Origin of the sequence: Anaeromyxobacter oryzae (assembly GCF_023169945.1) — a bacterium.
Classification (GTDB): Bacteria; Myxococcota; Myxococcia; order Myxococcales; family Anaeromyxobacteraceae; genus Anaeromyxobacter; species Anaeromyxobacter oryzae.
On the sequence record NZ_AP025591.1, the window covers coordinates 3482153 to 3503615 of the forward strand.

Genomic DNA, 21463 nt, shown 5'->3' on the forward strand with positions numbered 1-21463 from the left:
CCCCCCCTCCCATGCGGCTCGGGTTCGACGCGAAGCGCGCGTTCCACAACGCGACCGGGCTCGGCAATTATAGCCGCGACGTGCTGCGGATCCTGCAGGCGCGGCGCCCGGAGTACACGTACCTCGCGTACACGCCGCGCCCGCCCCACCGCGACGCGGGCGGCGCCGCTGCCATCGCGCGCGGGCCGGACGGGATCGTCGGGCGGATCGCCCCCTCGCTCTGGCGCCAGACCGGGATGGTGCGCGATCTCGTGCGGGACCGGATCGACCTCTTCCACGGCCTGTCGAACGAGCTGCCGACCGGGATCGAGCGGACGGGGATCGCGACCGTCGTCACCATCCACGACGTCATCTTCGAGCGCCACCCCGAGCTGTACGCGACCGTCGACCGCAGCATCTACCGGGTGAAGTTCCGGAGCGCGGCGCGCCGCGCGCGCCTCGTCATCGCCGCGAGCGACGAGACGCGCCGCGATCTCGTCGAGCGGTACGGGATCGACCCTGCGAAGATCCGGATCGTCTACCAGGTCTGCCACCCCGCCTTCCGCGGGCCGCGCGACCCCGCCGCCGAGGCGGCGCTGCGAGCCCGGCTCGAGCTCCCGGAGACGTTCGTCCTGCAGGTCGGCACGATCGAGCGCCGGAAGAACCTGCTCCTCACCGCCCGCGCGGTGGCGGGCCTCGACGGGGTCCACCTCGTCGCGGTCGGCCGGCCGACGGCGTACGCGCGGGAGGTGGAGGCCTTCGCCCGGGAGAGCGGCCTCCGCGGCCGCCTGCGACTCCTCCGCGGGCTCACGATGACGGAGATCGCGACCCTCTACCGGCTCGCGACGGTCGCGACGTACCCGTCCATCGTCGAGGGGTTCGGGATCCCCGTCCTCGAGGCGATGACCTCCGGGACGCCGTCGGTGACGACCCGCGGCGGGGTCTTCCCCGAGGTCGGCGGCGACGCCGCCGTCTACGTGAACCCCGCGGACCCGGACGAGCTGCGGGCGGTGCTGGCCCGCCTCCTCTCGGATCCTGCGGAGCGCGCGCGCCGGCGCGAGGCCGGGCTCGCGCGCGCCGAGCGCTTCCGCGACGACGTGATCGCGGACGACCTGTTCCGGGTCTACGCCGAGGCGCTCGGCCGCTGATCGCGCGGGTCGCCGCGGGCGGACGCCGCCGCGGAGAGCAGCGCGCCGGCCGCGAGGAGCGCGAGCGGCACGAGGAACATCGCCCGGCCGAGCGAGTTCAGCCGGTCGGAGAGCGCGCCGACGAGCACCGGCGCGACGGCGTCTGCGAGCGCGATCGCGAGGAGCGCCGCGGGGAGGAGGGCGCCGCGATCGGCCTCCGGGACGGCTGCGCGGAGCGCTCCGGCGAGCGGTCCGGCCGCGGCGGTGACGAGGAGCAGCGCGCCGAGGAGCGCCGGCAGGTACAGGCCGGGGCGCCACGCCGTCACGACGCCGAGGGCGAGCAGGCCGGCGCCGCCGCAGGTCGCGGCCGCGGCCCAGGTGTCCGGCGTCGCGGTCCGCGGGGCGAGGGCGCGGGCGAGGCGTCCGCCGGCCCAGAGCCCCGCGAACCCGACCAGCACGGCGAGCACGCCGACGCCGCCGCTCGCGAGCGGGCGCGGCATGCCGCGCGACCGCTCGAGGAATGCCGGCAGCCACGCCGCGAGCGCGCTCACCGCGAACGCCCACGCGACCGCGGCGGAGGCGGTGAGGGCGCGGCTCCGATCCGCGCGGAGGCGCGCGAGCGCGGCGCGGAGCCCGGCGGCGCGGAGCGGCGCGAGCGGCGTCGCGCCGCCCGGCGCGTCGCCTCGGCGGAGCGCGAGGACCGCCACCGCGAGCGCGAGGACGCCCGCGAGCACGAACCCGCTCCGCCACGAGGGCCAGCGCTGGAGGACGCCCGCGCCGAGGTACCCCACCGCGAGGCCACCCGGCGCCGTCGTGGCGAGCCACGCGCGCGCGGCGGGCCCCGGCCGGTCCGCCGCGGCGAGCGGCAGGACGAGGGCGATCACCACGCCCGCGGCGGCGCCCGCGAGGGCGCGCGCGGCGAGGAAAGTAAACGGGCCGCGGGCCGCGGCGCAGAGGAGCGACGCCACCCCGAGCGCCGCGAGGGCGGCGGATCTCGCGAGGGCGCCCGGGGGCGGCGCCGGCGAGCGTTCCAGCCGGCGCGACGTCACGAGCGCGGCGGCGAGCGCGGCGAGCGCGAACGCCGTGATGGACCAGCCGAGCCGCCGGTCGGGGACGAGCCACAGCTCCGGACGCATCGCCTCGAACAGCGGCGGGGCCGACCCGCGCACGGTGAAGACGGCGAGCACGGCCAGCCCGGCGAGGAGGAGCGCCGGGCCGGGCCGGCGCGGGCGCGGGATCGCGGGGTCGTCGCCGGGCGGCGTCGTCACGGCGCGCGAGCCTAGCCCGGGCCGCACGTGGGGTCGAGGACGACGTGCTGCGCGCTCGAGGCTTCGCCCCGCGCGGTGGGGGCTTCGCGCGCGTACGGATGGTGTCAACGCCGGAGGCGCGGCGGCGGGCTCCCGAGCACCGCGGCGGCCGCGAGGCCGCCCGCGAGGTACCACGCGAACGACAGCGCGGCGGTCCGCGCGGTCCGCCGCGTCGGCCAGGTCCCGATCCCGAGCGCGCCCGGCAGCAGCACCGCGCCGGCGCCCGCGAGCGCGCCCAGCCACACGGCGGCGCGGCGCGGCCGGCGCGCCTGGGCAGCGAGGGCGTACCAGCTGCCGTTCGTCAGCACCTCGGCCGCGAGCGCGATCCAGAACGCCTGCCGGCCGTCCGGGCGGTGGCCGGCGCGGCGGGCGAGCTTCCGGACCCCCCGCGCGCCCAGGAGCTCGACCCGGGGGGCGTCGCGGAGCACCCGGCGGCCCACCTCGTTCAGCGCCGTCACCGCCGCCGCCCCCGCCACGCCCGCGAGCACCGTTCGCCCGAGCGGCACGTCCGTCGTCACGCCCTCCCAGCCGTACTCCACGCGGCACCTCCCCGCTCACAACGATGCGGCCGGCGCCGCGCGCGGAGCCCGCCCGGTCCCCCGCCGGGCGCAGCGCCACCGCGCGGCCGGCCGCTCCGCTCGCCAAGAGCGCCCCGTTCCGCTAAAAAGCCGACCTCCATGATCTCCGTGCAGAACGTCAGCAAGGCCTTTGGGCCGAAGAAGCTCTTCGAGGACGTCGACGTCACGTTCGCCCCGGGGAACCGCTACGGCCTCACCGGCCCCAACGGCGCGGGCAAGACGACGTTCATGAAGATCCTCGCGGGCGACGAGGACGCGGACACCGGCAACGTCCTCCGCCCGAGGAAGCTCGGCATCCTCCGCCAGGACCACTTCAAGTACGAGGACAACCGGGTCCTCGACGTCGTCCTGATGGGCAACGAGCCGCTGTGGGCGGCGATGAGCGAGAAGGAGGCGCTCCTCGCGAAGCCCGAGATCTCCGACGAGGACGGCACCCGGCTCGCCGAGCTCGAGGGGGTGATCGGCGAGGAGGACGGCTATTCCGCCGAGTCCGACGCGGCGACGCTCCTCACCGGCCTCGGCATCGACGAGCCCTGGCACGACCAGCCGATGCGTGCGCTCACCGGCGGCTACAAGCTCCGCGTGCTGCTCGCGCAGGCGCTCTTCGGCCACCCGCAGGGGCTGCTCCTCGACGAGCCCACGAACCACCTCGACATCGACTCGATCCGGTGGCTCGAGAGCTTCCTCCGCGCGTACGAGGGCGTGCTCATCACCATCTCGCACGACCGCCACTTCCTGAACGCGATCTGCACGCACATCGCCGACATCGACTACGAGACCATCATCACCTACACGGGTGGCTACGACGCGATGGTCCGGCAGAAGGGCCAGGTGCGGAGCCGGGTCGAGTCGGAGAACGCCGAGAAGAAGAAGAAGATCCTGCAGCTCCAGGAGTTCGTCGCCCGCTTCCACGCCGGCACCCGCGCGTCCCAGGTCCAGAGCCGCATCCGCGCGATGGACAAGCTCAAGCTCGAGGACATGAAGCGGTCGAACATCGCCGCGCCCTTCATCAAGTTCGAGCAGAAGGCGCCGTCCGGGAAGCAGACCGTCACCATCGAGGGGATCTCGAAGGCGTACGGCGGCAACGAGGTCATCCAGCCGTTCAGCGGCCTCATCACCCGGGGCGAGAAGATCTGCGTCATCGGGAAGAACGGCGTGGGCAAGACGACGCTCGTGAAGATGCTCGCGGGCGAGGTCCAGCCGGACCAGGGCCACGTGAAGTGGGGACACCAGGCGCAGGTGGGCTACCTGCCGCAGGACCAGCAGGGCGTGATCCGCCCCGGCACCACCGCGTTCGGCTGGCTCCGGGAGATGGAGGACAAGCTCACCAACGAGGAGATCTCCGGCCTTCTCGGCCGCATGCTCTTCTCGGGCGAGGAGCGGATGAAGCCGACGGCGACGCTCTCCGGCGGCGAGACGGTCCGACTCCTCATGGCGAAGCTGATGCTGTTCAAGGACAACGTCCTCATCCTCGACGAGCCCACGAACCACCTCGATCTGCAGTCGATCGCGGCGCTCTCGGAGGGGCTGCAGCGCTACGAGGGGACCGTCATCGTCGTCACCCACGACCAGGAGCTGATCCGGGAGGTCGGGTCGCGGATCTGGGCGCTCCACCGGGGCGAGCCGGTGATGGACTTCCCCGGCACGTTCGACGAGTTCGTGGAGAAGCATCCGGATCTGGCGAGCGCGCATCAGTAGAACGGGGGCTGCGCCCCCGCCCCGCCGGCAGAGCCGTCGGGGCCCCACCCCTGCTGCGCGGGGCCCGTGACGTCGCGCGCCCCGCTGCGCGGGGTTCGCGCAACGTCCCCGCGCGGAGGGGCTGCGCCCCTCCCCCCGCCTGCGGCGGGGTCCCCCCACCCCGCTGAACGAGGGCTGCGCCTCGCGCCGGCAGAGCCGCCGAGCGCGATCCGCGTCGAGCAGGAGGTCGAGGTCGAGGTCCACCGGTAACTCCCCCCCCCGCGCTCCGGACACAGGATCCACCTGCGCGCGGGGGGAGAGGGCAGGGGTGAGGGGGGCAGCTCGGGCCACGAGCACGTTCCGGGCTCGGCCGTAAGACTTCATTGACCGCGCGTCCCTCGCTCCACTCGGCCCCGCCGTGCTAACGGTTCGGGACGCTGCGGAGCGCCGGATGAGCCTCGAACTGCGTCCTCGACCCGAACGCCTCCCGACCGGCCACCGGCACCCGCTGCCGGACTCGCGGCGCGCCGAGCCGGAGGAGATCGATCGGGAGGTCGCGCTCGTCGCCCGGAGCCCGGTCGTCGGGGCGCTCCTCGACGCCGCCGACGCGGTGCTCCTCGTCCTCGACCGGCACCGGCAGGTGGTCGCGTTCAACGCGTGCCGTGACGGAACCGCGCTCGGGCACGTCGCGGGGCTCCGGCCGGGCGAGGTGCTCGGGTGCACGCAGGCGCAGCACCCGGGCGGCTGCGGGACCGCGCGGGCGTGCGAGAGCTGCGGCGCGCTCGGCGCGATCACGGCGAGCGCGGGCCTCGGCCGGCCGGTCGAGGCGGAGTGCCTCGTGACCAGCGCCGGGTCGCGCACGCCGTTCGAGTTCAACGCGCGCGCCACGCCGATCGAGGTCGGCGGCGAGCCCTTCACCGTCCTGTCGCTCCGCGACATCTCGAGCGAGAAGCGCCGCGACGCGCTCGAGCAGGTCTTCTTCCACGACCTCCTCAACACCGTCGCCGGCCTGCGCGGCTGGGCCGACCACCTCCGCCGACCTGCGGCGGACGTGCCCCGGGCCACGGAGCGGCTCGACGCGCTGTCCCGCCAGCTCGAGCGGGAGATCCGCGATCACCGCGCGCTCATCCTCGCCGAGGCGGGAACGCTCGTGCCGCAGCGCGGGGCGGCGGCGGCCGCCGCCGTCCTCGAGGAGGTCGAGGCCGTGTTCGTCCGGCACGCGGTCGCCCGGGACCGGACGCTGGAGATCGGGGGCGCGCCCCGGCTCGAGCTCGAGACGGACCGGGGCCTCCTCGTCCGCGTGCTCGTGAACATGGTCCGAAACGCCCTCGAGGCGACGCCGCCCGGCGGCACGGTGCGGGTCGCGTGCGAGGCGTGGTCCGGCGGGGTGCGCTTCGCCGTGCACAACGCGGGCGCGATCCCGCCCGCCGTGCAGGCCCGCATCTTCCAGCGCTCGTTCAGCACGAAGGCGGAGCGCGGCCGCGGCCTCGGCACGTACGGCATGAAGCTCCTCGGCGAGCGCTACCTCGGAGGCGAGGTGTCGTTCGTCTCGACGGAAGAGGCGGGGACGACGTTCTCGCTCTGCCTGCCGCTCCCGCCTCCGAGCGCGTTCGACGCGGCCCGCCGCGCCGCGACGGCGTGAGCCGCGGACGGGCGGCGACGACGTTCACCGGCCGAGCACGCCCGCGAGCACGTCCGGCCGGTCGGTGACGATCCCGTCCACGCCGAGCGCGAGGAGCGCGCGCATCTCGGCCTCGTCGTCGACCGTCCAGACGTGCACCGGCATGCCGCGCGCGTGGAACCACGCCACGACCGGCGCATCCACGACCACGAGCTCGCCGAGCCGGTGCGGGAGGTCCGCGACGTCGTAGTCCTCCGGGCACGCGGCGTCCGCCTGGCCCGTCTTCGCCGCCATCACGTGGCAGGTGGCGGCCTGCTCCGGGAGGTACCGCGCGCACTCCGGGAGCAGCGCCCCGAGCCGCCCCGCCTGCGCGTCCGAGAAGGACCCGACGCACACGCGCGCCTCGGCGCCCGCCGCCTGGATCGTCCGCGCGAGCGCCGCCGCGAGGGCGGGGTCCTCGCTCTTCGCGTCCACGTTGAAGCGCATCGAAGGGTACCGCGCCAGCACGTCGGAGAACGCGGGGGGATGCAGCCCGCGCCCGCGGTGCGGGAACGTGCGTCCGCCGTCCGGCGTGAAAGAGAAGCCCGCGTCGAGCGCGGCGACCTCGGGGTACGTCCGGGTCTCGATGGTGCCAGGCGCGCCGGTGAGGCGCGTCGTCTCGTCGTCGTGGAACACGACGACCACACCGTCCCGCGCGAGGTGCACGTCCGTCTCGATGGCGTCGGCGCCGAGCGCGACGGCGCGATCGAACGCCGCGAGCGTGTTCTCCGGGGCGAGGAGGCTCCCGCCGCGGTGCGCGACGAGCCACGGGCCCGGGCGATCCAGGTAGGGGCGGTGCGGGCGGCTGGTCATCGTGAGGCCACGTTCGCCGGCCGTCGCCGGGGCGTCAACGGCCGCGGCGGGGCGCGCGCGGGTGACCGCGATCCGGGTTACAACCGCACCCGATGACGACCCGACGACAGGTGAAGGGCGAGGCGGTCCGCCGCGAGCTCTTGCCGGGGACCTCCACGGCGCTCCTCAAGGAGCTGCACCTCCTCACTCGCGCCGGCGACCTGAACGCGGACAGCCTGCGGAAGCTGAAGCAGGTGAACCACCTCGCGAACCTGCTCGCGCCCGCCCTCGACGACGTCCTGGCGCGCTTCGGCGAGCCCGTGGTCGTCGACTGCGGCGCAGGGAAGAGCTACCTCGGCTTCGTGCTCTACGAGCTGTTCCTCAAGGACGCGGGGAAGGGGACGCTCCTCGCCGTCGAGTCGCGGCCGGACCTCGCCCGCTCGGGGGCCGAGCGGGCGGCCCGCCTGGCGTTCTCCCGGTTGCGCTTCGTCGAGTCGCCCATCGAGGCGGCGCCGCTGCCCGACCGCGTGCACCTCGTCACCGCCCTCCACGCCTGCGACACGGCGACCGACGACGCCCTCGCGCTCGCCATCCGGCACGGCGCCGATCACGTCGCGGTCGTGCCGTGCTGCCAGGCCGAGGTCGCGCGGCAGCTGGGGGACGCCGAGTCGCCGGCCGCCGCCGTGGCGCCGCTCTTCGAGCACCCCTGGCACCGGCGTGAGTTCGGGTCCCACCTCACGAACGTGGTCCGCGCGCTGGTGCTCGAGGCGCACGGCTACCGGGTGACCGTCACCGAGCTCACCGGCTGGGAGCACTCGGTCAAGAACGAGCTCATCCTCGGCAAGAAGGTCCGGGCGAGCTCGCGCGAGGCGCAGGCGAGGCTCGACGCGCTCCTCGCGGCGACGGGGGTCCGGCCGAAGCTGGTGCGCGCCCTGGCCGCCCCGGCCGCCTGATCGAGGCGGCCCCGGTCGCGAGGTCGGCCCCATCGGCTAGGATGCCCGCGATGGTGCGTCGCCCTGCGGTGGTGCACGTGTGGAGCCCCCTCCGCTACGGCGGCGGCGAGCAGCGGCTCGTCGCGCTCTACGAGCACCTCGCGCGCGAGGGCGTCCCGCAGCTCGTGGCCTGCGCGGCGGGCTCCGAGCTGGAGCGGATCTGCCGCGCGCGGGACCTCCGCTACCTCGCGCTCCGGCGCCGGACCGGCCTCGATCCGCTCTTCGCTCGCGGCGTGTCGAGGGCGGCGGCGGCGCTGCGGGCGGACGTCGTGCACGCGCACGACGCGCACGCCCACGCGGCGGCGGTGCTCGCGTGCGCGCTGTTCCGGGCGCGGGCGGCCGTCGTCGTCGACCGCGGCCTCCGCTCGCCGGCTCGCCGGGGCGCGCTGTCGCGGTGGAAGTACGATCACCCGTCGGTGCGGCGGATCCTGTGCGCGTCGGCGGCGGTGCGCGACGTGCTCCGCGCCGCCGTGCGCGACGCCTCCCGGCTCGAGATCGTCGACGGCGGCGTCGCCCGCGGCGCGCGCCCGTCCGCGGCGGTCACGGCACGCCGGACGCTGGAGATCTACGAGGAGCTCGTCCGGGAGCGGGGCGCACGGCGGCGGGCGGGGTGAGGGGAGCGCCCCGCAGACGTCACTCGACGCCCTGCCACCCGCCGACCGGCCGGAACGTCCGCTCCTTCAGGTCGACGGCCACGACGTACGCGCCGAGCGCGCCGACCCGCCGCGACGGCCCGAAGGTGAGCGGCGGCAGGAGCCCCACGTCGAGCTCGTAGAGGGCCTCGAGGCTCGCGACGAGCGCGCGGCGGCTCACGCGGCGCCCCGTCCGCCGGAGCGCCTCCAGGAGCACCGCGGCGGCACCGTCCGCCTGGATCACCACGGCGCGGTGGCCGGAGGTGCCGTGCGCCGCGAGGGTCGCGAGGCGCGCCCGCCCGTCCGGCTTCTCGTCGGTCGGCAGCGTCGGGTACGCGAGGAAGACGTGCCCTTCGAGCGCCGGCGGGACCTCCAGCGCCGCCCGCGCGACGAGCGCGCCGGGCAGGAGCAGATCCGGCGTCCAGGCAGCGACGCGCGCGGCTTCCGCGAGCCGCGCGACGTCGGCGTCGTCCCCGAGGAAGATCACCGCCCGGACGCCCTTCGCGGCGAGGTCTCGCGCGAGGGACGGCCCGAGCTGCGCGGGGCCGTAGGCGACGGACTCGATGGCCGCGAAGCCGCGGCGCGCGAGCTGGACCTTCGCGGCCGACGCCGCGTCGGCGAGGCCTGCGCCGGGCGGACCGGCGGGAGACAGCACCGCGACGGGCGGGCGCTCCGGCCCGAGCCGCCCCGCGGCGAACTCGGCGAGGGCGCGCGCCTGCTCGCGAACGCCGGAGAGCAGGTGGAACACCCACGGGTTGGGCGACTCCGGCTGGCTCGCGAAGAGCGTGAAAGGACCGACGATCGGAACCTCGGCCTTCGCCGCGAGGGCGAAGACCTCCTGCTCCGCGGACGGGAAGAAGCCGGAGACGACCGCGAGGACCTGGCCGCGCTCGAGGAGCCGGCGCGCGCCCGCCACCGCCGCCGCGGCGCCGCCCGCCGGGTCGTAGCCCTCCACCACGAGCTTCACGCGACGGCCGTTCACGCCGCCCGTCGCGTTCACCTCGGCGAGACGGGCCTCGAGCGCCGCGGACATGGCGCGGCCCGCGCCGGCGGCGGGCCCCGCGGCCGGCAGGAGGGTGCCGACCCGCAGCTCGGTCTCGCCGACGCCGGGATCCCGGTCCTCCTCGAGTCGCCTCAGGTAGGCGGCGAGGCTCGCGAGGTCGCCGGCCGACATGCGGTAGCGCGGCATGGTCGGGTCGAGGGCGTTGCCGGCCGGATCGAGGCCCTCCTTCACCGACCGCGCGAAGGACGATGCGTCGTAGCGCGGGTGCTTCCGGCCGCCGGGGTGCACGTGGCCGTACGGCTTCACGAGCTCGGACCAGATGATCGTCGGGGGCCGCGCGCCGCCCTCGGCGCGGCCCAGGCCGTCCTCGCCGTGGCAGCTCCCGCAGGGCATCGAGGTGGCCGGGAGCGCGAGATCGTCGCGCCCGATCAGCGCCGAGATCTCGCCGCCCGAGGCGCTCTCGCCCTGGAGGTAGATCCGCTTCCCGGCGCGCTCCTGGGGCGTGAGGTCGACCGCCGCCGCAGGCGCCGCGAGCGCCGCGAGGGCGGCGAGCAGCGCCACGGGCGCGGCGGAGCCCCGTCCGGCTGGCCGCCGTGGCCCCGGGCTCCTTCGGTCTGGCCGCCTGCGCGCGGCCATCACAGCCGCAGCGCGACGGTGCGCGTCGCGCTTCTCGCCGTGGGCGGCACCTCGATGCCGCGCATGATCTCCCCGAGCACGCCGTTCACGCAGTCCACCACGGGCCAGGGCAGATCGCCGTCGGCCCGGTACGTGAACCCGGAGCCGTCCACGCGGAGCTCGTAGCGGATCGTCCCTCTCGCCTCGGCATTCGCGGCGCAGGCGCGCGCCTCGGCCGAGCCGGCGAGCTCGCGCGCGAGCGCCCCCACGAGATCGTCGCCGGGCGGCGCGTCCTCCGCGGCGAGCAGGGCGTACGCGGCGCCGTCGCGCCCGTCCGGATCCGCCGCGAGCCGGTCGACGACGCGCTGGACGTCCGCGGACGCGAGGAGGGCGGGCTGCCAGGCCTCCGGCGCGGCCGCCGCCGCGATCCGGCAGGCGGCGCCGCGGCAGGCGATCTGCCACCGCGCCCCCGCGGGCGGCGGGACTCTCGAGAGCGCCGCCTGCAGCCGCGCCGCGGCGCTCGACGAGGCGCGGCCGCCGCCGGCGAACGCCTCCTTCATCGTCCGGAACCGTCCGCGCGCCTCCTCGCGCGCGGCGTGCCGTGCGACCTCCGCCGGGTCCTCCGGCCGGAACTGCTCGATGGCGGGGTCGATCGACGGCTGCTCGGGTGCGGCCGGCGGCGCGCCCCCGGCTGCGGTGTCTCCCGGGGCGGCGCTCGCAGCGGGGGGCGGCGCCTTCCCGCCGGAGCAGGCGAGGAGGGCCGTGGCGGCTGCGGCGGCGAAGGCGGAGCGGCGGTGAAGAGGGCGGCGCATCGCGATCTCGCTCGTCCGTCCCGTTCACCGCGCGGCCGCTGCGGGGACCGCGGCGCTCGCCTGCTCCCGCCCCGGCGCCGCCGGCGCCCTCTCCTCGTCGGCGAGCCGCCGCAGCATCTCCGCGACCGTCGCGGCCGGCGCGTCCGGCCGCACCTTCTGCCAGTGCCCGGTCCGGACGTTCCCGACGATGAACCCGGTGTAGTGATCGCCGGGCTCGTCGCCGAGCTGCCCGAGCTTCCGGAGCACGAGCTGGACGTCCGCCTTCCGGCCCGTGAGGAACGTCCACGCCGGAGACACGGCGCGCTGCTTCTCCGCGAACTTCCTGAGCTCCGCGGGCGGGTCGTTCTCGGGATCGACGGAGAGCGAGACGAACTGGACGTCGGGGCCGAACCGGTCCCCGAGCTCGGTCCGGACGGCGTTCATCTTCCGGGTGATGAGCGGGCACGCGTCGAAGCACCGCGTGAACATGAAGCTCAGGAGCACGACGTGGCCGCGGAGCACGTCGTCGTAGAACCGGCGCGGCTTCCCGGCCTGGTCCTTTAGGGCCGTGTTCGTGAAGTAGGCGCGGGCTTTCGCCTCCCGCTCGGCGGGGTCGCCGGACGGCGCGGCGCGTCCGGCGACGGGGAGGGCGAGGAGCGCGGCGACGGCGGCGGCGGAGAGGCGGGTCGTCATGGGATCACTCCTTCACCGGCGCGGCCCGGGCGACCTTCGCGCGAGCGGCGGCGAGCGCGTCGAGCTGCGCGAGCACCTCGTCCTGCTTCGGGAACCCGTTGAAGCGCGTCCACGTTCCGGCGCGCCCGTCGCCGACGAGGATCATCGGCGCGTGATCGGCGAAGCTCGCGGCGTACGCGCCCATCCCCTCGAGGGCGCGGTCCACGTCCTCCCTGGTCCCGGTGAGCCACGTCCAGCCGGGGCCCGCCTTGAACCTCGCCGCGTAGGCCTCGAGCCGGCCGGGCGTGTCGCGGACCGGATCGATGGAGACCGACACGAGGAGGACGTCCTTGCCGACGCGGTCGCCGAGCCTCTTCTGCAGGCGGGCCATGATCGCGGAGAGCACCGGGCACACCGTGGTGCAGGTCGTGAACACGAAGTCCATCACCACGAGCGGGTCTCCCGCGGCGAGCGCGCGGAGCGGCACGCTCGCGCCGTGCTGGTCGAGGAGCGTCACGTCCGCGAGGTCGACGCGCGCGTCGGCGCCGCCCGCCGGCGCCGACGCGGCCGCGCCCTCCTTCTTCGGGTGGCAGTGCTCGCAGGGCGGCTCGGCGGCGCGGGCCTCGCCGGCGAGGAGGGCCGCGGCCAGCGCGGCGAGGATGCGGTGAGGGGTCGTCATGCTCCGGGTCTCCGGGCGGTCAACGCGCCTTCGTGAGGGCGTCCCGCACGACGATCCCGCGGAACGGCAGCTGGTTCGGCTTCACGTCGAGCGAGGGGACCCCGACCAGCGCGTACCAGGTCCCCGCGAACCGGAGGTCCAGGGCGGCCTCGTAGACGCCCTCGCCCTTCTCGACCGCGACGGCCTCGGCCTTCGGGCCGCCCGGGACGCGGTGGTAGAGGATCGTCACGTCGCGGAGCCCGGTGCGCGGAGCTCCCGATGCCGGATCGGTGAGCTTCACCCGGAGCGGGAGCGTCGTCCCGGCGGTCGGGCTCGCGGGCACCGGCAGGAACTGGAGCCCGAGCGCGCCCAGCGCTTGCTTCAGCGCCGGGTTCGGCGCGGCCTCGGCGGAGAAGCAGTGGAGCACGCGGGGGTTGTCGAGCAGGAACGCCACGTCGTAAACGCCGGCCGCGGGGACGCGGAGCTTCGCCCCGTAGACGCCGGGCTCGAGCTCCTTGAGGCTGCGGTCCACGACCATCGCGGCGGTCGCGGCGTGGCCGTAGCTGCCGAAGCTGCCCATCGGCGCGTTCATGCCCTCCATGTAGAAGTACGTCGTCGACTCGGCGGGGTTCACGACGAACACCGCGGCGTCGGTGGACGCCGCCGAGACGGTGTCCGCGAGGGCGAGGTCGCCGGCGAGCTGCGGCGCGCCCTGGCCCGCGGAGAAGCCCTGCACCGTCGGCTTCTTCCCGTGGCCGAGCGTGAGCAGGTTCACCATCTTCACCTGCTCGGAGTCGAGGAGCCGGACGTAGGCGAACCCCCGCGTCACGGCGACCTGGTACGGCCTGCCCTCGAGGTCGATGCGGTGGGGGAGCGTCGCGTCGGCCGCGTCGACGACGAACACCGCCTTCGCGGCGGGGTTCACGACGAGGCCCCAGCGGCCGTCCTGCGTGAACCGCATCGGCCCGAGGCCCGGCGCCGCCGGGAGCCGCTTCACCACCTCGAGCCGGTCCGGGTCGACCACGCTGATCGTGCCCGCCTTGCCGTCGGCGACGTAGATCGCCTGCGAGTGCCTGGAGGTCGCGATCGAGATCGGCAGCGGCCCGGTCCGGAGGTCCTTCACCTTCGCGAGCCGCGTCACGTCGACGACCGAGACGGTCCCCTCGGCGCGGTTCGTCACGAAGGCGACGCGGTCGCCCTCCGAGAACGCGATCTCGTGGTGGCCGCGGCCCGTCTGCACGAACGCGACCTTCCTCAGCGTCTCGGTGTCGACGATGGTGACGCCGCTCTCCCTCGGCTCCTCGGCGTCGTTGCCGACCCACAGGTACCGGCCGTCGCCCTGGAGCGCCAGGCGCGTCGGCGCGGTGCCAGCGGCGACCGTCTCGAGGACCGTGAAGCGCTCGGCGTCCACGATCGCGACCTCGTTCGCCCTCGGCGTCGAGAGGTAGAGGCGCCGCTCGTCGGCGCTCTTCCTCCAGTCGGCGGCGGGGCGCTTCAGCATGATCGTCGCGAAGAGGCTGGTGTTGCCGGTCATGCTCACGACCGGGTCGATGACCGAGACGCTCGCGTCCTGGTTCATCACGAGGAGGTAGTAGCTGTTCAGGTCCACCATCGGGCGGATCCCGACGCTGCCCTGGAGGTAGAGCGCGACCTTGTCCTTGCAGGCGCGGCTCTCGCCCTGGCGGCCGCCGACGACGCCGGCCATGTCGAGCCAGGCGGCGGGCTTCAGGCCCGGCACCGGGCGGCCGCTGCTCGCGTCCGTCATCCTGAACCTCGCCTCGGCGTAGTCGCCCTCCATGAGCGGCCCCTTGCCGTCCGGGCCGCTCACCTTCTCGAGCGAGAACTCGATGACGACGCCGTCGCGGACGAGGCGGCTCGCCTCGCCCGGCTTCGCGGCGGGCTCGGCCGGCCTCGGGGCGCCTGCCGCGCGCGCGGTGGGGAACGCGGCGGCGAGCACGGCGGAGAGGAGGAGGCGGCGGGTCCCTTCGATCCGGAGGGGCGTCACTTGACCCTCACGATGCTCCAGAGGCCAGCCGCGTTGCCGAACCCGGAGCGATCCATCAGCAGGTAGTCTCCGGGCCGGGCGTTCGCGCCGCCGGCGCTCGGCAGGAGGAGATCGAAGTGCGACCCCGCGGCCACGAGGTCCTGCGCCCCCAGGTACATGCCGAGCGGGCTCGTCCCGATGGCGCGGGAGGCGACCTCGAGACCGGGGGCGGTCGGGATGAACCCCGTCGGACGGCACCGGCCCGGGAGCCCGTCCTTCGCCGAGCCGGGGCAGACGTACGGCGCCCGCTGCCAGACGTGGCCGTGCAGCGTGAACGTCGAGGCGCGGTTCGGGCCGGCGGGCATGAGCAGGTGCAGCCGCGTCTCGACGCCGGCCGGAGCGATGAAGACCGGCGTCGCGGGATCCCCGCCGGTGAGCGCGCTCGAGTACGCCTCGTGCGCGTTGGCCACGTTCGCGTAGGAGAGCTGCGCGAGGCCGCCGAACGGCGCGTGCGGCGGGAGGCCGAACCGGAACCACATGGGCTCGGTCCCGTAGTTGATGCCCATCTCGCCGGAGTCCTCCGCGTCCTCGGCGACCACGCCCTCCGCGGCGATCTGCTCGACCGGCGTGCCGTCCTTCCACCGCAGCGCGAGCCCCTTCTGCACCACCGCAGTGAGGTCGCGGATCGCGCCGTTCACCGTGGCGGACGCGTAGGTCCGGCGGCACGCCGCCGGCGTGATCGCGCAGTCCGCCGCGAGCTGGTCCTTCTGGTGGTCGAGCGCGACGTCGCCCTCGGCCCAGGTCGAGCCGGCGGGCTCGATGACGAGGGCGCCGACGAGCCCCTTCTCCACGTGCTTGATGGGATCCGAGCCGACGAGCGTGGCGCCGCCGAGCTCGAGGGGCGTCGCGACGACGTTCACCGTCCCGCCCTGGTTCGAGAGCGACAGGTCGCCCGCGTACCAGACGTACTTGCGCGTCCCGCCGGGCGGGGCGAACTGCGCCGCGCCGTCCTGCGAGCTGTTGTTCAGGCCGACGGCGACCCCGTCGTCCTTGTTCACGTCGAAGGCGACGAGCGCGGGGTGAAGGCCGATCTGGCTCGAGGGGCGGATGAGGTTGTTGTTGAACGTCGTCACGCCGGCGGGGTCGTTCGCGTCCCGGATCACGACCGGCGGGAGGTGCTTGTAGCCGGCGAGGTCCGGCGCGATCGCCGGGAGCCGGTTCCGGAGCAGGACGTTCAGGCAGTCGCCCGCGGCGGCGCGGATCACGGCCGGCTCGACCGGAGCGCCGGGGGTGCACTTGCCGCTCGCGTCGCAGGTCGTCGGGCGGAGCATCACCGGGCAGGCGGGGAGGGTCGGGTCCACCTTCCCCTTCTTCGCGACGCAGCGCGGATCGGCCGGGTCCCGCGCGACCAGGTCGGCGGTGCGGACGAGGAGGATCGCGGTGGGATCGTGGAGCGGGCCCCGATGTGCGGCCGAGAGGGTCGCGCCGGCGTCGGTCACGAACGAGCCCGCGACCTGGGTCGAGCGCGGGTTGTAGACGAGGGTGCCGCCGCCCGGGTTCAGGGGGCCGCCCGCGTGCAGCGCCTGCGATCCGTCCGTCGGGACGATCGTCGCGCCGAGCGCGTTGTCCAGGATGTCGTTCGCGAGCGCGGCCGTGACGTCGATCGAGCGGACGGGCGCAGTCTTCGGGCAGACGCCGTTGAAGCTCGTGAGGTTCGCGATCGTGAGCGGGAGGACCGCGTTGGTCGGCAGCTTGAAGAGGTCCTTCTGCGGCTGGCCGTAGTTCCGGTAGATCCCCCAGGTACCGTTCCAGAAGCCGTCGAGGCTCGCGTTCGTCGAGTAGAGATGGTCCGCGCGCGCGCCGCCGTTCATGAGCGGCAGGGCCGGCGAGGCGAACGTGAACTGCTCGGAGATGCCGGCGTGCTGCGAGGCGCGCCAGCCGGAGTTCGGCGCGAAGCCGTACCCGGAGCCGCCCTGGAGCCACTTCGTGCCCCACACCGTCGCGCTGTGCGACTCCTCGTCGCCGCCGGCCTGGATCTTCACGCGCACGGCGTCGCCGTAGTAGGCGCGCAGCATCGGCGTGAAGGGGTCGCCGGCGGTGACGCCGCCCGCGTTGATCGGCGGCGGGAACCTCGTGCCGCCGATGACGGTGCTCGCGGTCGGCTGCACGTTCAGCGCGGCGAGCTTCCGGTCCGTGCGGCTCTGGAGCGACAGGGCGAGGTCGCCCGGGAGGCCGTCCGCCTGCGCGCCGGGCTTTCCGTCCGGGCCGAGCTTCGCGGGATCGTAGACGCGGAAGCCGACGCCCTCGTTCCGGTAGTTCACGACGAAGAAGCCCGGGTCGTCGGCCGAGATCGCCTCGGGGCAGGGTCGCGCGAGGAAGCCGTTCGGGCAGAACGGGGGGATCACGAGGAGGTCCGGGAAGACGTTCACCGCCTGCTGCCGGTGCGGCGGGTTCACCGCGGACCGGAACGAGTCGGGCGTGGGCGGGTTCCCGAGGCTGCCGTCCTGGTTCCGGCCGACGTAGACGCCGGGCGCGTAGGCGTGCTGGAAGTCCGAGTACTCGAGGTAGAACTCCCGGTAGCTGTCCGCGCCCGCGAGGATCGCGGCCTGCCAGGACGTGGGGCCGCCGTCGTCGCGCGTGTACAGCGGCGCCCCGGTCTCGTTGTGGACCCAGGTCGAGCCGGGCGGCTCGGTGAGGACGGTGGCGTAGAGGCCGATCTGCTGGTGGGTGGACGGGCCGAAGTGGTCGTGGGTGAAGATGATGCCGAGGCCGCGGTGGACGCCGTCCACGTTCACCACCGGATCCGAGAACCAGCGCTCGAGGGTGGTGCGCGCGCCGAGCCAGGAGACGCCGCCCGGGGAGGCGGCCGGGAAGTAGGGGTGCTTCTCGGCGACGAGCGGCGTGTTCGCGGGCCGGCCGCGGGCGTCGGGCGGGTTGCCGGTGCCGAGCGGGTTCCAGGCGTTGATGGCGGCGATCCGCTCGCGGACCGCGTCCGGCGAGAGCGTCCCGTCCTCGTAGTTCCAGCCGTTGGCGGAGCCGTCGGTGGTGGTGAGGTCCCACTTCGGCAGGTGGATGTGCTGGCCGATGATGTCGGTGGTGGTGCGGACCTGGTAGTCGTCGAGCTCGTAGACGCTCGGGACCAGGTTGGTGTGCTGGTACATCGCGCAGTCGAAGGTGTTGAGCCGCATGACGAGCGGCTCGGGCGGGCGCTGCTTCGTGATGGTGGGGATCGCGTCCTGCCAGAGCGTGATGACCCGCTCCTGGGGGAAGTGATAGCCGAGCTTGTTCAGCACGACGTCGAACTGGACGACCGAGCCCTTGTAGACGCGCGGGCTGTCCGCGTTGAACGGCGAGCTGCCGAGCGTCCCGAGCCCGGAGGACGAGAAGAACCGGCCGGTGACGCCGGCGTGGAGCACGTTGCCGGCGTCGTCGATGCACGGTTCGTGGAACGGCGCGCCGGGCACCGGGCGGCCGGAGCCGTTGGTGATGAAGTCGCCGGGCGCGGTGGTGCCGTCGAGGTTCACGATCGTGGTCGGGTGCCGGCGGACCGCGTGGAACGCCATGGCGACCTTCTCGAGATCGGTGCCGTCCTCCGGGTACCAGAGCGGCTTCGCGCGGAGGAGCTCCTTGGTGAGGTCGAGGCGGGTCTGCGTCGCGCGCGCGCACGCGTCGCGCGGCGCGCCCGGGCCGCAGCCCGCCGCGGCGAAGCCGTCGAGCGCGTGGCGCGGGAGCCCGCCGTCCCAGCCGCCCGCCGACGGGGCCATGTCGAGCGGCGGCGACGCGAAGCGCTGCCCGATCGCGTCCTCGGCCCCGGCGATCCAGAACGGGTACCCGGGGTTCTTCACGCCGCCCGGGTTCAGGGCCGGGTTCACCTGGGCCGGATCGACGTCCGCGCGGTCGACCCGCGCGACCGACCCGACCGTCACGCCGCTCGAGCGCTTCGGGACCACGGTGACGGCGCCGGGCATCACCGGCAGCGGCTTCGCCGGCAGCGGGACGACCGCCGGGATCGGCGTGCCCGCGACGATCTCGCCGTCCGGCAGCGCACGGCCGCGGGCGCCGGTCGCCGCGTCGACGACCGCCGGCTCGCCGCTCTGCAGGTCGTACGGCGTCGCGTGGTAGCCGTCGGCGCCCGTCGCCGAGACCGCGAGCGGCGTCCCGGGCTCGAACACGTCGTGGTTCCGCCAGAGCTCCCACATGCCCTGGGCGAAGTGCGGGTAGAAGTGGCAGTGGAAGATCGCGTCCCCGGCGCTCTTGTTCCGGTTCCCCGAGCCGCCGAAGTTGATCTCGTAGGTGTAGCCGCCGCCGGGGCCGATGCCCTGGGCGTCGATGTAGTTCGAGTCGTCGTCGTTCGGGTTGAAGAGCCACTGGTGGTTGTGCAGGTGGAAGATGTGGTGCTCCTTCCCCGTGTGCACGTTCCGGAACTTCACGAAGTCGCCGATGTAGCTGTGGTGCACGTTCGACGGATCGTCCGGGTAGAACGCCTTCGTCGCCTTCGGACCGACCGCCGCGCACGCCGTCCCGGCGCCGGGCGGCGCGCAGCTCTCGAGCCCGACGTTCGCCGGCACGTCGACGACCATCGCCGGATCACCGACCGCCGAGGACGTGAGGAAGAACTCCTCGTAGACGCAGTCGAGGCAGTCGTGCATCGGCCCGACGCCGAGCCGGTTCGCGATGACCTCGCTGCCGATCCCGCCCGACCCGTAGTTGATCATGAAGCCGTCGCCGACCGCGTGGAGCGTGTGCCGGAGCACGGGGTCGAGGAACCAGCGCGGGAACGCCTGGGACGCCGCCATCTCGTCGTGGAACACGACGGTGTACTCGCGGAACGCCTCGAGCCGGTTCGGCAGCGTCGGGTTGCGCTTGCCGACGCTCTCGAGCGGATAGGTGGACGGCGGGAAGGAGCCATCCGGGTTCGGGCCGACCACGATCGCGTTCAGGTCGGAGTGGACGAGCGCGTCCCCGTCGAGCATCGCGAGCACCGGCGCGCCGCCCTTGCCCTCCTTCGCCCAGACCGACGGCAGCGTCGTGCGGTCCGCGGCCTGGACCGTGGACGGGTAGCGGGCGCCGTAGTCCACGATGGGCTGGCCCGCCGCCGTCCGGCCGCGCGTGGCGAGGCGCAGCTCCTCCTCGGTCACCTGGCTGCGGTAGAAGCTCGCGCCGCGCGGCTCCACGTTCACGACCGCGAACATGCCGCTGCCGTTGTTTCCGGCGAGCCCCTCGGACCCGAACGTCGCGCCGTGGCTCGTCACGAGGAAGGTGCCCTCGTGCTCGCCGAAGAGCGTGTACGTCGCGCGGCCGCCGGGCGGAACCAGGCTCGACGCGTTCCTGCCGGCGAAGGACCCGTCGCTCTGGACGCCGTCCACGACCTGGAGCCCCTGCGCGTGGAAGCCCGCCATCCGGCTCCGCACCTGATCGTCGATGCCCGCGTCGACCTCGGCGAAGACGTTCGGGCTCCGCGGGTTCGGCACGGGGTCGAGCAGGTTCTGGAAGCTCACCACGAGGCAGTCGCCCGCGGCGATGCGGAGGACGAGCGGCCGCGGGCGCTTGTCCGGGCGGAGCATCACCTGCCCGGCGGCGAGCGGCGCATCGGGGGAGGGGAGGGCGCCGGCGGCCGGGATCGCCACCACGTCGCGCCGGAGCGCGTACATGATGCCGTTCACGTTCTGCGCGCCGAGCCGGTTGAACAGGAACGGCTGATCGAGGACCACGACGTCGGCGGTGATCGTCCGCGCGCACTGGATGCCGGGGGCGGCCCCTGCGGAGGCGGGGAGGAGCACGGCGACGGCGATCGTGATCGGCAGGACTCGCATGGAGAAGCCTCCCGGCGCGCCCGGTCGCCCGTGCCGCCGCTCCCTTCCCCTTGCGATCCGCTCCCGACGGATCCGCGCGGTTCCCTCGCCGCGCGGACGGTGACCGAGGTCGCCGTCGAGGCACAGGGTTGGTGCGTCGTGGCGAAACCGGTCGTCGTACGACCTCGGGACAGCCCCCGCGCCGGGCGTCCCCGGCCCCGGCGCGCCCGGCACGCGAGGCGGGGCTCCCACGCGCGCTGCGCTGCGGCCCAGCGCTTCCATCGCCGCGGGCGCCGGAGCGTGCGCTCGCCCGGCCGGGCGCCGGTCAACGAGCGCTTGTCATGCGGTCACGGGGCCGGGAGGCCCGACGGGGATGAGACCCCGGGTGCGAGGCGCCGGGAGGGCCGTCGCTGGCACCGGCGCGGCGGGCGTGGTTTAAGGCCCCCGTGCCCGGTCCGTCCGCCCCGCTCGCCGCCGTGCCCGCGCCGCCGCCGGTCCCGCCGCCCGCGCCCGGCCGGTCCGCGCCCGGCCGGCTCGCGTCGCTCCGGGCCGCGCTCCCCGCCGTCGCGGGGGCGCTGCTCTTCCGCGCCGGCTGCTACGTCGCGATGACCGCCGCCGCGCTCTGGAACGAGCTGCGGCCCGCTCCGACCCTGCCCGATCTCGTGCTCGCGCACGTGCCCTTCGTCGAGGCGGTCGCGCGCACGAACTACGTGCTGTGGCTCGTCCTCTACCTGCCGGTCGCGGGGCTCCTGCTCTGGGAGTCGCCCCGCCGGTTCGTCCGCTACACGGTGACCGGGGGGCTCGTCTCGCTCGTCCGCGGCGCCACCATCGCCCTGACCGGCCTCGGCGCGCCGGACCCGGCGCACGCCGGCCCCGGGATCGCCGGCCACGATCCGCTCCAGGCGCTCGCCGAGCTCGTCTCGCCGTGGCAGGTCTTCGCCCACGACGCGATGCGCGCGTACCTCACGAAGGACCTCTTCTTCTCCGGCCACACCGCGACGACGTTCCTGCTCCTGCTCTACGTCTGGCCGCACCGCCGCCTGCGTGCGCTCGCCCTCGCCGGCCACGTCCTCGTGGTCGCGTCGGTGTTCCTCGCGCACCTGCACTACGCGATCGACGTGGCGGGCGCCTACGCGGTCACGTTCGCGCTCTTCGCCCTGCGCGAGGGGTGGCCCCCGCGGGAGAGGGCCGGCGGGTGAGGTCC

15 protein-coding genes are annotated in these 21463 nt (G+C 74.9%); 6 read left to right on the plus strand and 9 right to left on the minus strand.

From position 1 onward, the window contains the following. The first annotated feature begins 11 nt into the window (after positions 1-11). Positions 12-1127, plus strand: a complete 1116-nt coding sequence (locus AMOR_RS15165) for a glycosyltransferase family 4 protein (protein ID WP_248352395.1) — start codon at positions 12-14, stop codon at positions 1125-1127. Here the strand turns inward: AMOR_RS15165 and AMOR_RS15170 are convergent. Then, complete coding sequence (locus AMOR_RS15170) at positions 1103-2374, minus strand: MFS transporter (RefSeq protein ID WP_248352396.1); 1272 nt, start codon at positions 2372-2374, stop codon at positions 1103-1105. The two genes, AMOR_RS15165 and AMOR_RS15170, sit on opposite strands and share 25 nt — an antisense overlap. A gap of 104 nt (positions 2375-2478) precedes the next feature. After that, positions 2479-2952, minus strand: coding sequence for a hypothetical protein (locus AMOR_RS15175; RefSeq protein WP_248352397.1), 474 nt, complete (start codon positions 2950-2952; stop codon positions 2479-2481). A 138-nt stretch (positions 2953-3090) separates the two neighbouring features. Here AMOR_RS15175 and AMOR_RS15180 point away from each other — a divergent pair, with 138 nt between their 5' ends. Then, on the plus strand, positions 3091-4689 hold the full coding sequence (locus AMOR_RS15180; protein WP_248352398.1) for an ABC-F family ATP-binding cassette domain-containing protein: 1599 nt from the start codon (positions 3091-3093) through the stop codon (positions 4687-4689). Between the two features lie 430 nt (positions 4690-5119). After that, entirely contained in the window at positions 5120-6310 is a 1191-nt protein-coding gene (locus tag AMOR_RS15185; protein ID WP_248352399.1) for a sensor histidine kinase, read from the plus strand. 24 nt (positions 6311-6334) lie between these two features. Here AMOR_RS15185 and AMOR_RS15190 read toward each other — a convergent pair whose 3' ends face one another. Next, positions 6335-7141, minus strand: coding sequence for a glycerophosphodiester phosphodiesterase (locus AMOR_RS15190; protein WP_248352400.1), 807 nt, complete (start codon positions 7139-7141; stop codon positions 6335-6337). Positions 7142-7233: 92 nt separating this feature from the next. Here AMOR_RS15190 and AMOR_RS15195 point away from each other — a divergent pair, with 92 nt between their 5' ends. Both AMOR_RS15195 and AMOR_RS15200 read left to right on the plus strand, forming a co-directional pair. Continuing rightward, on the plus strand, positions 7234-8073 hold the full coding sequence (locus AMOR_RS15195; RefSeq protein WP_248352401.1) for a class I SAM-dependent methyltransferase: 840 nt from the start codon (positions 7234-7236) through the stop codon (positions 8071-8073). Between the two features lie 50 nt (positions 8074-8123). Continuing rightward, on the plus strand, positions 8124-8726 hold the full coding sequence (locus AMOR_RS15200; protein WP_248352402.1) for a glycosyltransferase: 603 nt from the start codon (positions 8124-8126) through the stop codon (positions 8724-8726). A gap of 19 nt (positions 8727-8745) precedes the next feature. Here the strand turns inward: AMOR_RS15200 and AMOR_RS15205 are convergent, their stop codons facing one another. The 6 genes from AMOR_RS15205 to AMOR_RS15230 all read right to left on the minus strand — a co-directional run bounded on the left by AMOR_RS15205 (position 8746) and on the right by AMOR_RS15230 (position 20280). Next, complete coding sequence (locus AMOR_RS15205) at positions 8746-10308, minus strand: ABC transporter substrate-binding protein (RefSeq protein WP_248352403.1); 1563 nt, start codon at positions 10306-10308, stop codon at positions 8746-8748. Between the two features lie 74 nt (positions 10309-10382). Continuing rightward, positions 10383-11174 (minus strand): hypothetical protein, encoded by a 792-nt coding sequence (locus AMOR_RS15210; RefSeq protein ID WP_248352404.1) that lies wholly within the window; start codon positions 11172-11174, stop codon positions 10383-10385. 24 nt (positions 11175-11198) lie between these two features. Further along, the gene (locus AMOR_RS15215) at positions 11199-11846 is read right to left on the minus strand and encodes an SCO family protein (protein WP_248352405.1); all 648 of its coding nucleotides are present in this window, start codon (positions 11844-11846) and stop codon (positions 11199-11201) included. A gap of 4 nt (positions 11847-11850) precedes the next feature. Beyond that, positions 11851-12504 carry an SCO family protein gene (locus tag AMOR_RS15220; RefSeq protein WP_248352406.1) on the minus strand — a complete coding sequence of 218 codons (654 nt, stop codon included), beginning with the start codon at positions 12502-12504 and terminating at the stop codon, positions 11851-11853. Between the two features lie 19 nt (positions 12505-12523). Then, on the minus strand, positions 12524-14488 hold the full coding sequence (locus AMOR_RS15225; protein ID WP_248352407.1) for a cytochrome D1 domain-containing protein: 1965 nt from the start codon (positions 14486-14488) through the stop codon (positions 12524-12526). Continuing rightward, positions 14485-20280, minus strand: a complete 5796-nt coding sequence (locus AMOR_RS15230) for a cupredoxin domain-containing protein (protein ID WP_248352408.1) — start codon at positions 20278-20280, stop codon at positions 14485-14487. The genes AMOR_RS15225 and AMOR_RS15230 overlap by 4 nt, the downstream gene beginning before the upstream one ends. A gap of 425 nt (positions 20281-20705) precedes the next feature. On the opposite strand from AMOR_RS15230, the gene AMOR_RS15235 reads away from it, so the two are divergent. Further along, positions 20706-21458: a sphingomyelin synthase family protein gene (locus AMOR_RS15235; RefSeq protein ID WP_248352409.1), complete on the plus strand. Its 753-nt coding sequence runs from the start codon at positions 20706-20708 to the stop codon at positions 21456-21458. The last annotated feature ends 5 nt before the right edge of the window (positions 21459-21463 follow it).

Bases quoted from the DNA above. Each gene is read 5' to 3' on its own strand.
- AMOR_RS15165 (WP_248352395.1), top strand. From the start codon at position 12: ATGCGGCTCGGGTTCGACGCGAAGCGCGCGTTCCACAACGCGACCGGG.
- AMOR_RS15180 (WP_248352398.1), top strand. From the start codon at position 3,091: ATGATCTCCGTGCAGAACGTCAGCAAGGCCTTTGGGCCGAAGAAGCTC.
- AMOR_RS15185 (WP_248352399.1), top strand. From the start codon at position 5,120: ATGAGCCTCGAACTGCGTCCTCGACCCGAACGCCTCCCGACCGGCCAC.
- AMOR_RS15190 (WP_248352400.1), bottom strand. From the start codon at position 7,141: ATGACCAGCCGCCCGCACCGCCCCTACCTGGATCGCCCGGGCCCGTGG.
- AMOR_RS15195 (WP_248352401.1), top strand. From the start codon at position 7,234: ATGACGACCCGACGACAGGTGAAGGGCGAGGCGGTCCGCCGCGAGCTC.
- AMOR_RS15200 (WP_248352402.1), top strand. From the start codon at position 8,124: ATGGTGCGTCGCCCTGCGGTGGTGCACGTGTGGAGCCCCCTCCGCTAC.
- AMOR_RS15210 (WP_248352404.1), bottom strand. From the start codon at position 11,174: ATGCGCCGCCCTCTTCACCGCCGCTCCGCCTTCGCCGCCGCAGCCGCC.
- AMOR_RS15215 (WP_248352405.1), bottom strand. From the start codon at position 11,846: ATGACGACCCGCCTCTCCGCCGCCGCCGTCGCCGCGCTCCTCGCCCTC.
- AMOR_RS15220 (WP_248352406.1), bottom strand. From the start codon at position 12,504: ATGACGACCCCTCACCGCATCCTCGCCGCGCTGGCCGCGGCCCTCCTC.
- AMOR_RS15230 (WP_248352408.1), bottom strand. From the start codon at position 20,280: ATGCGAGTCCTGCCGATCACGATCGCCGTCGCCGTGCTCCTCCCCGCC.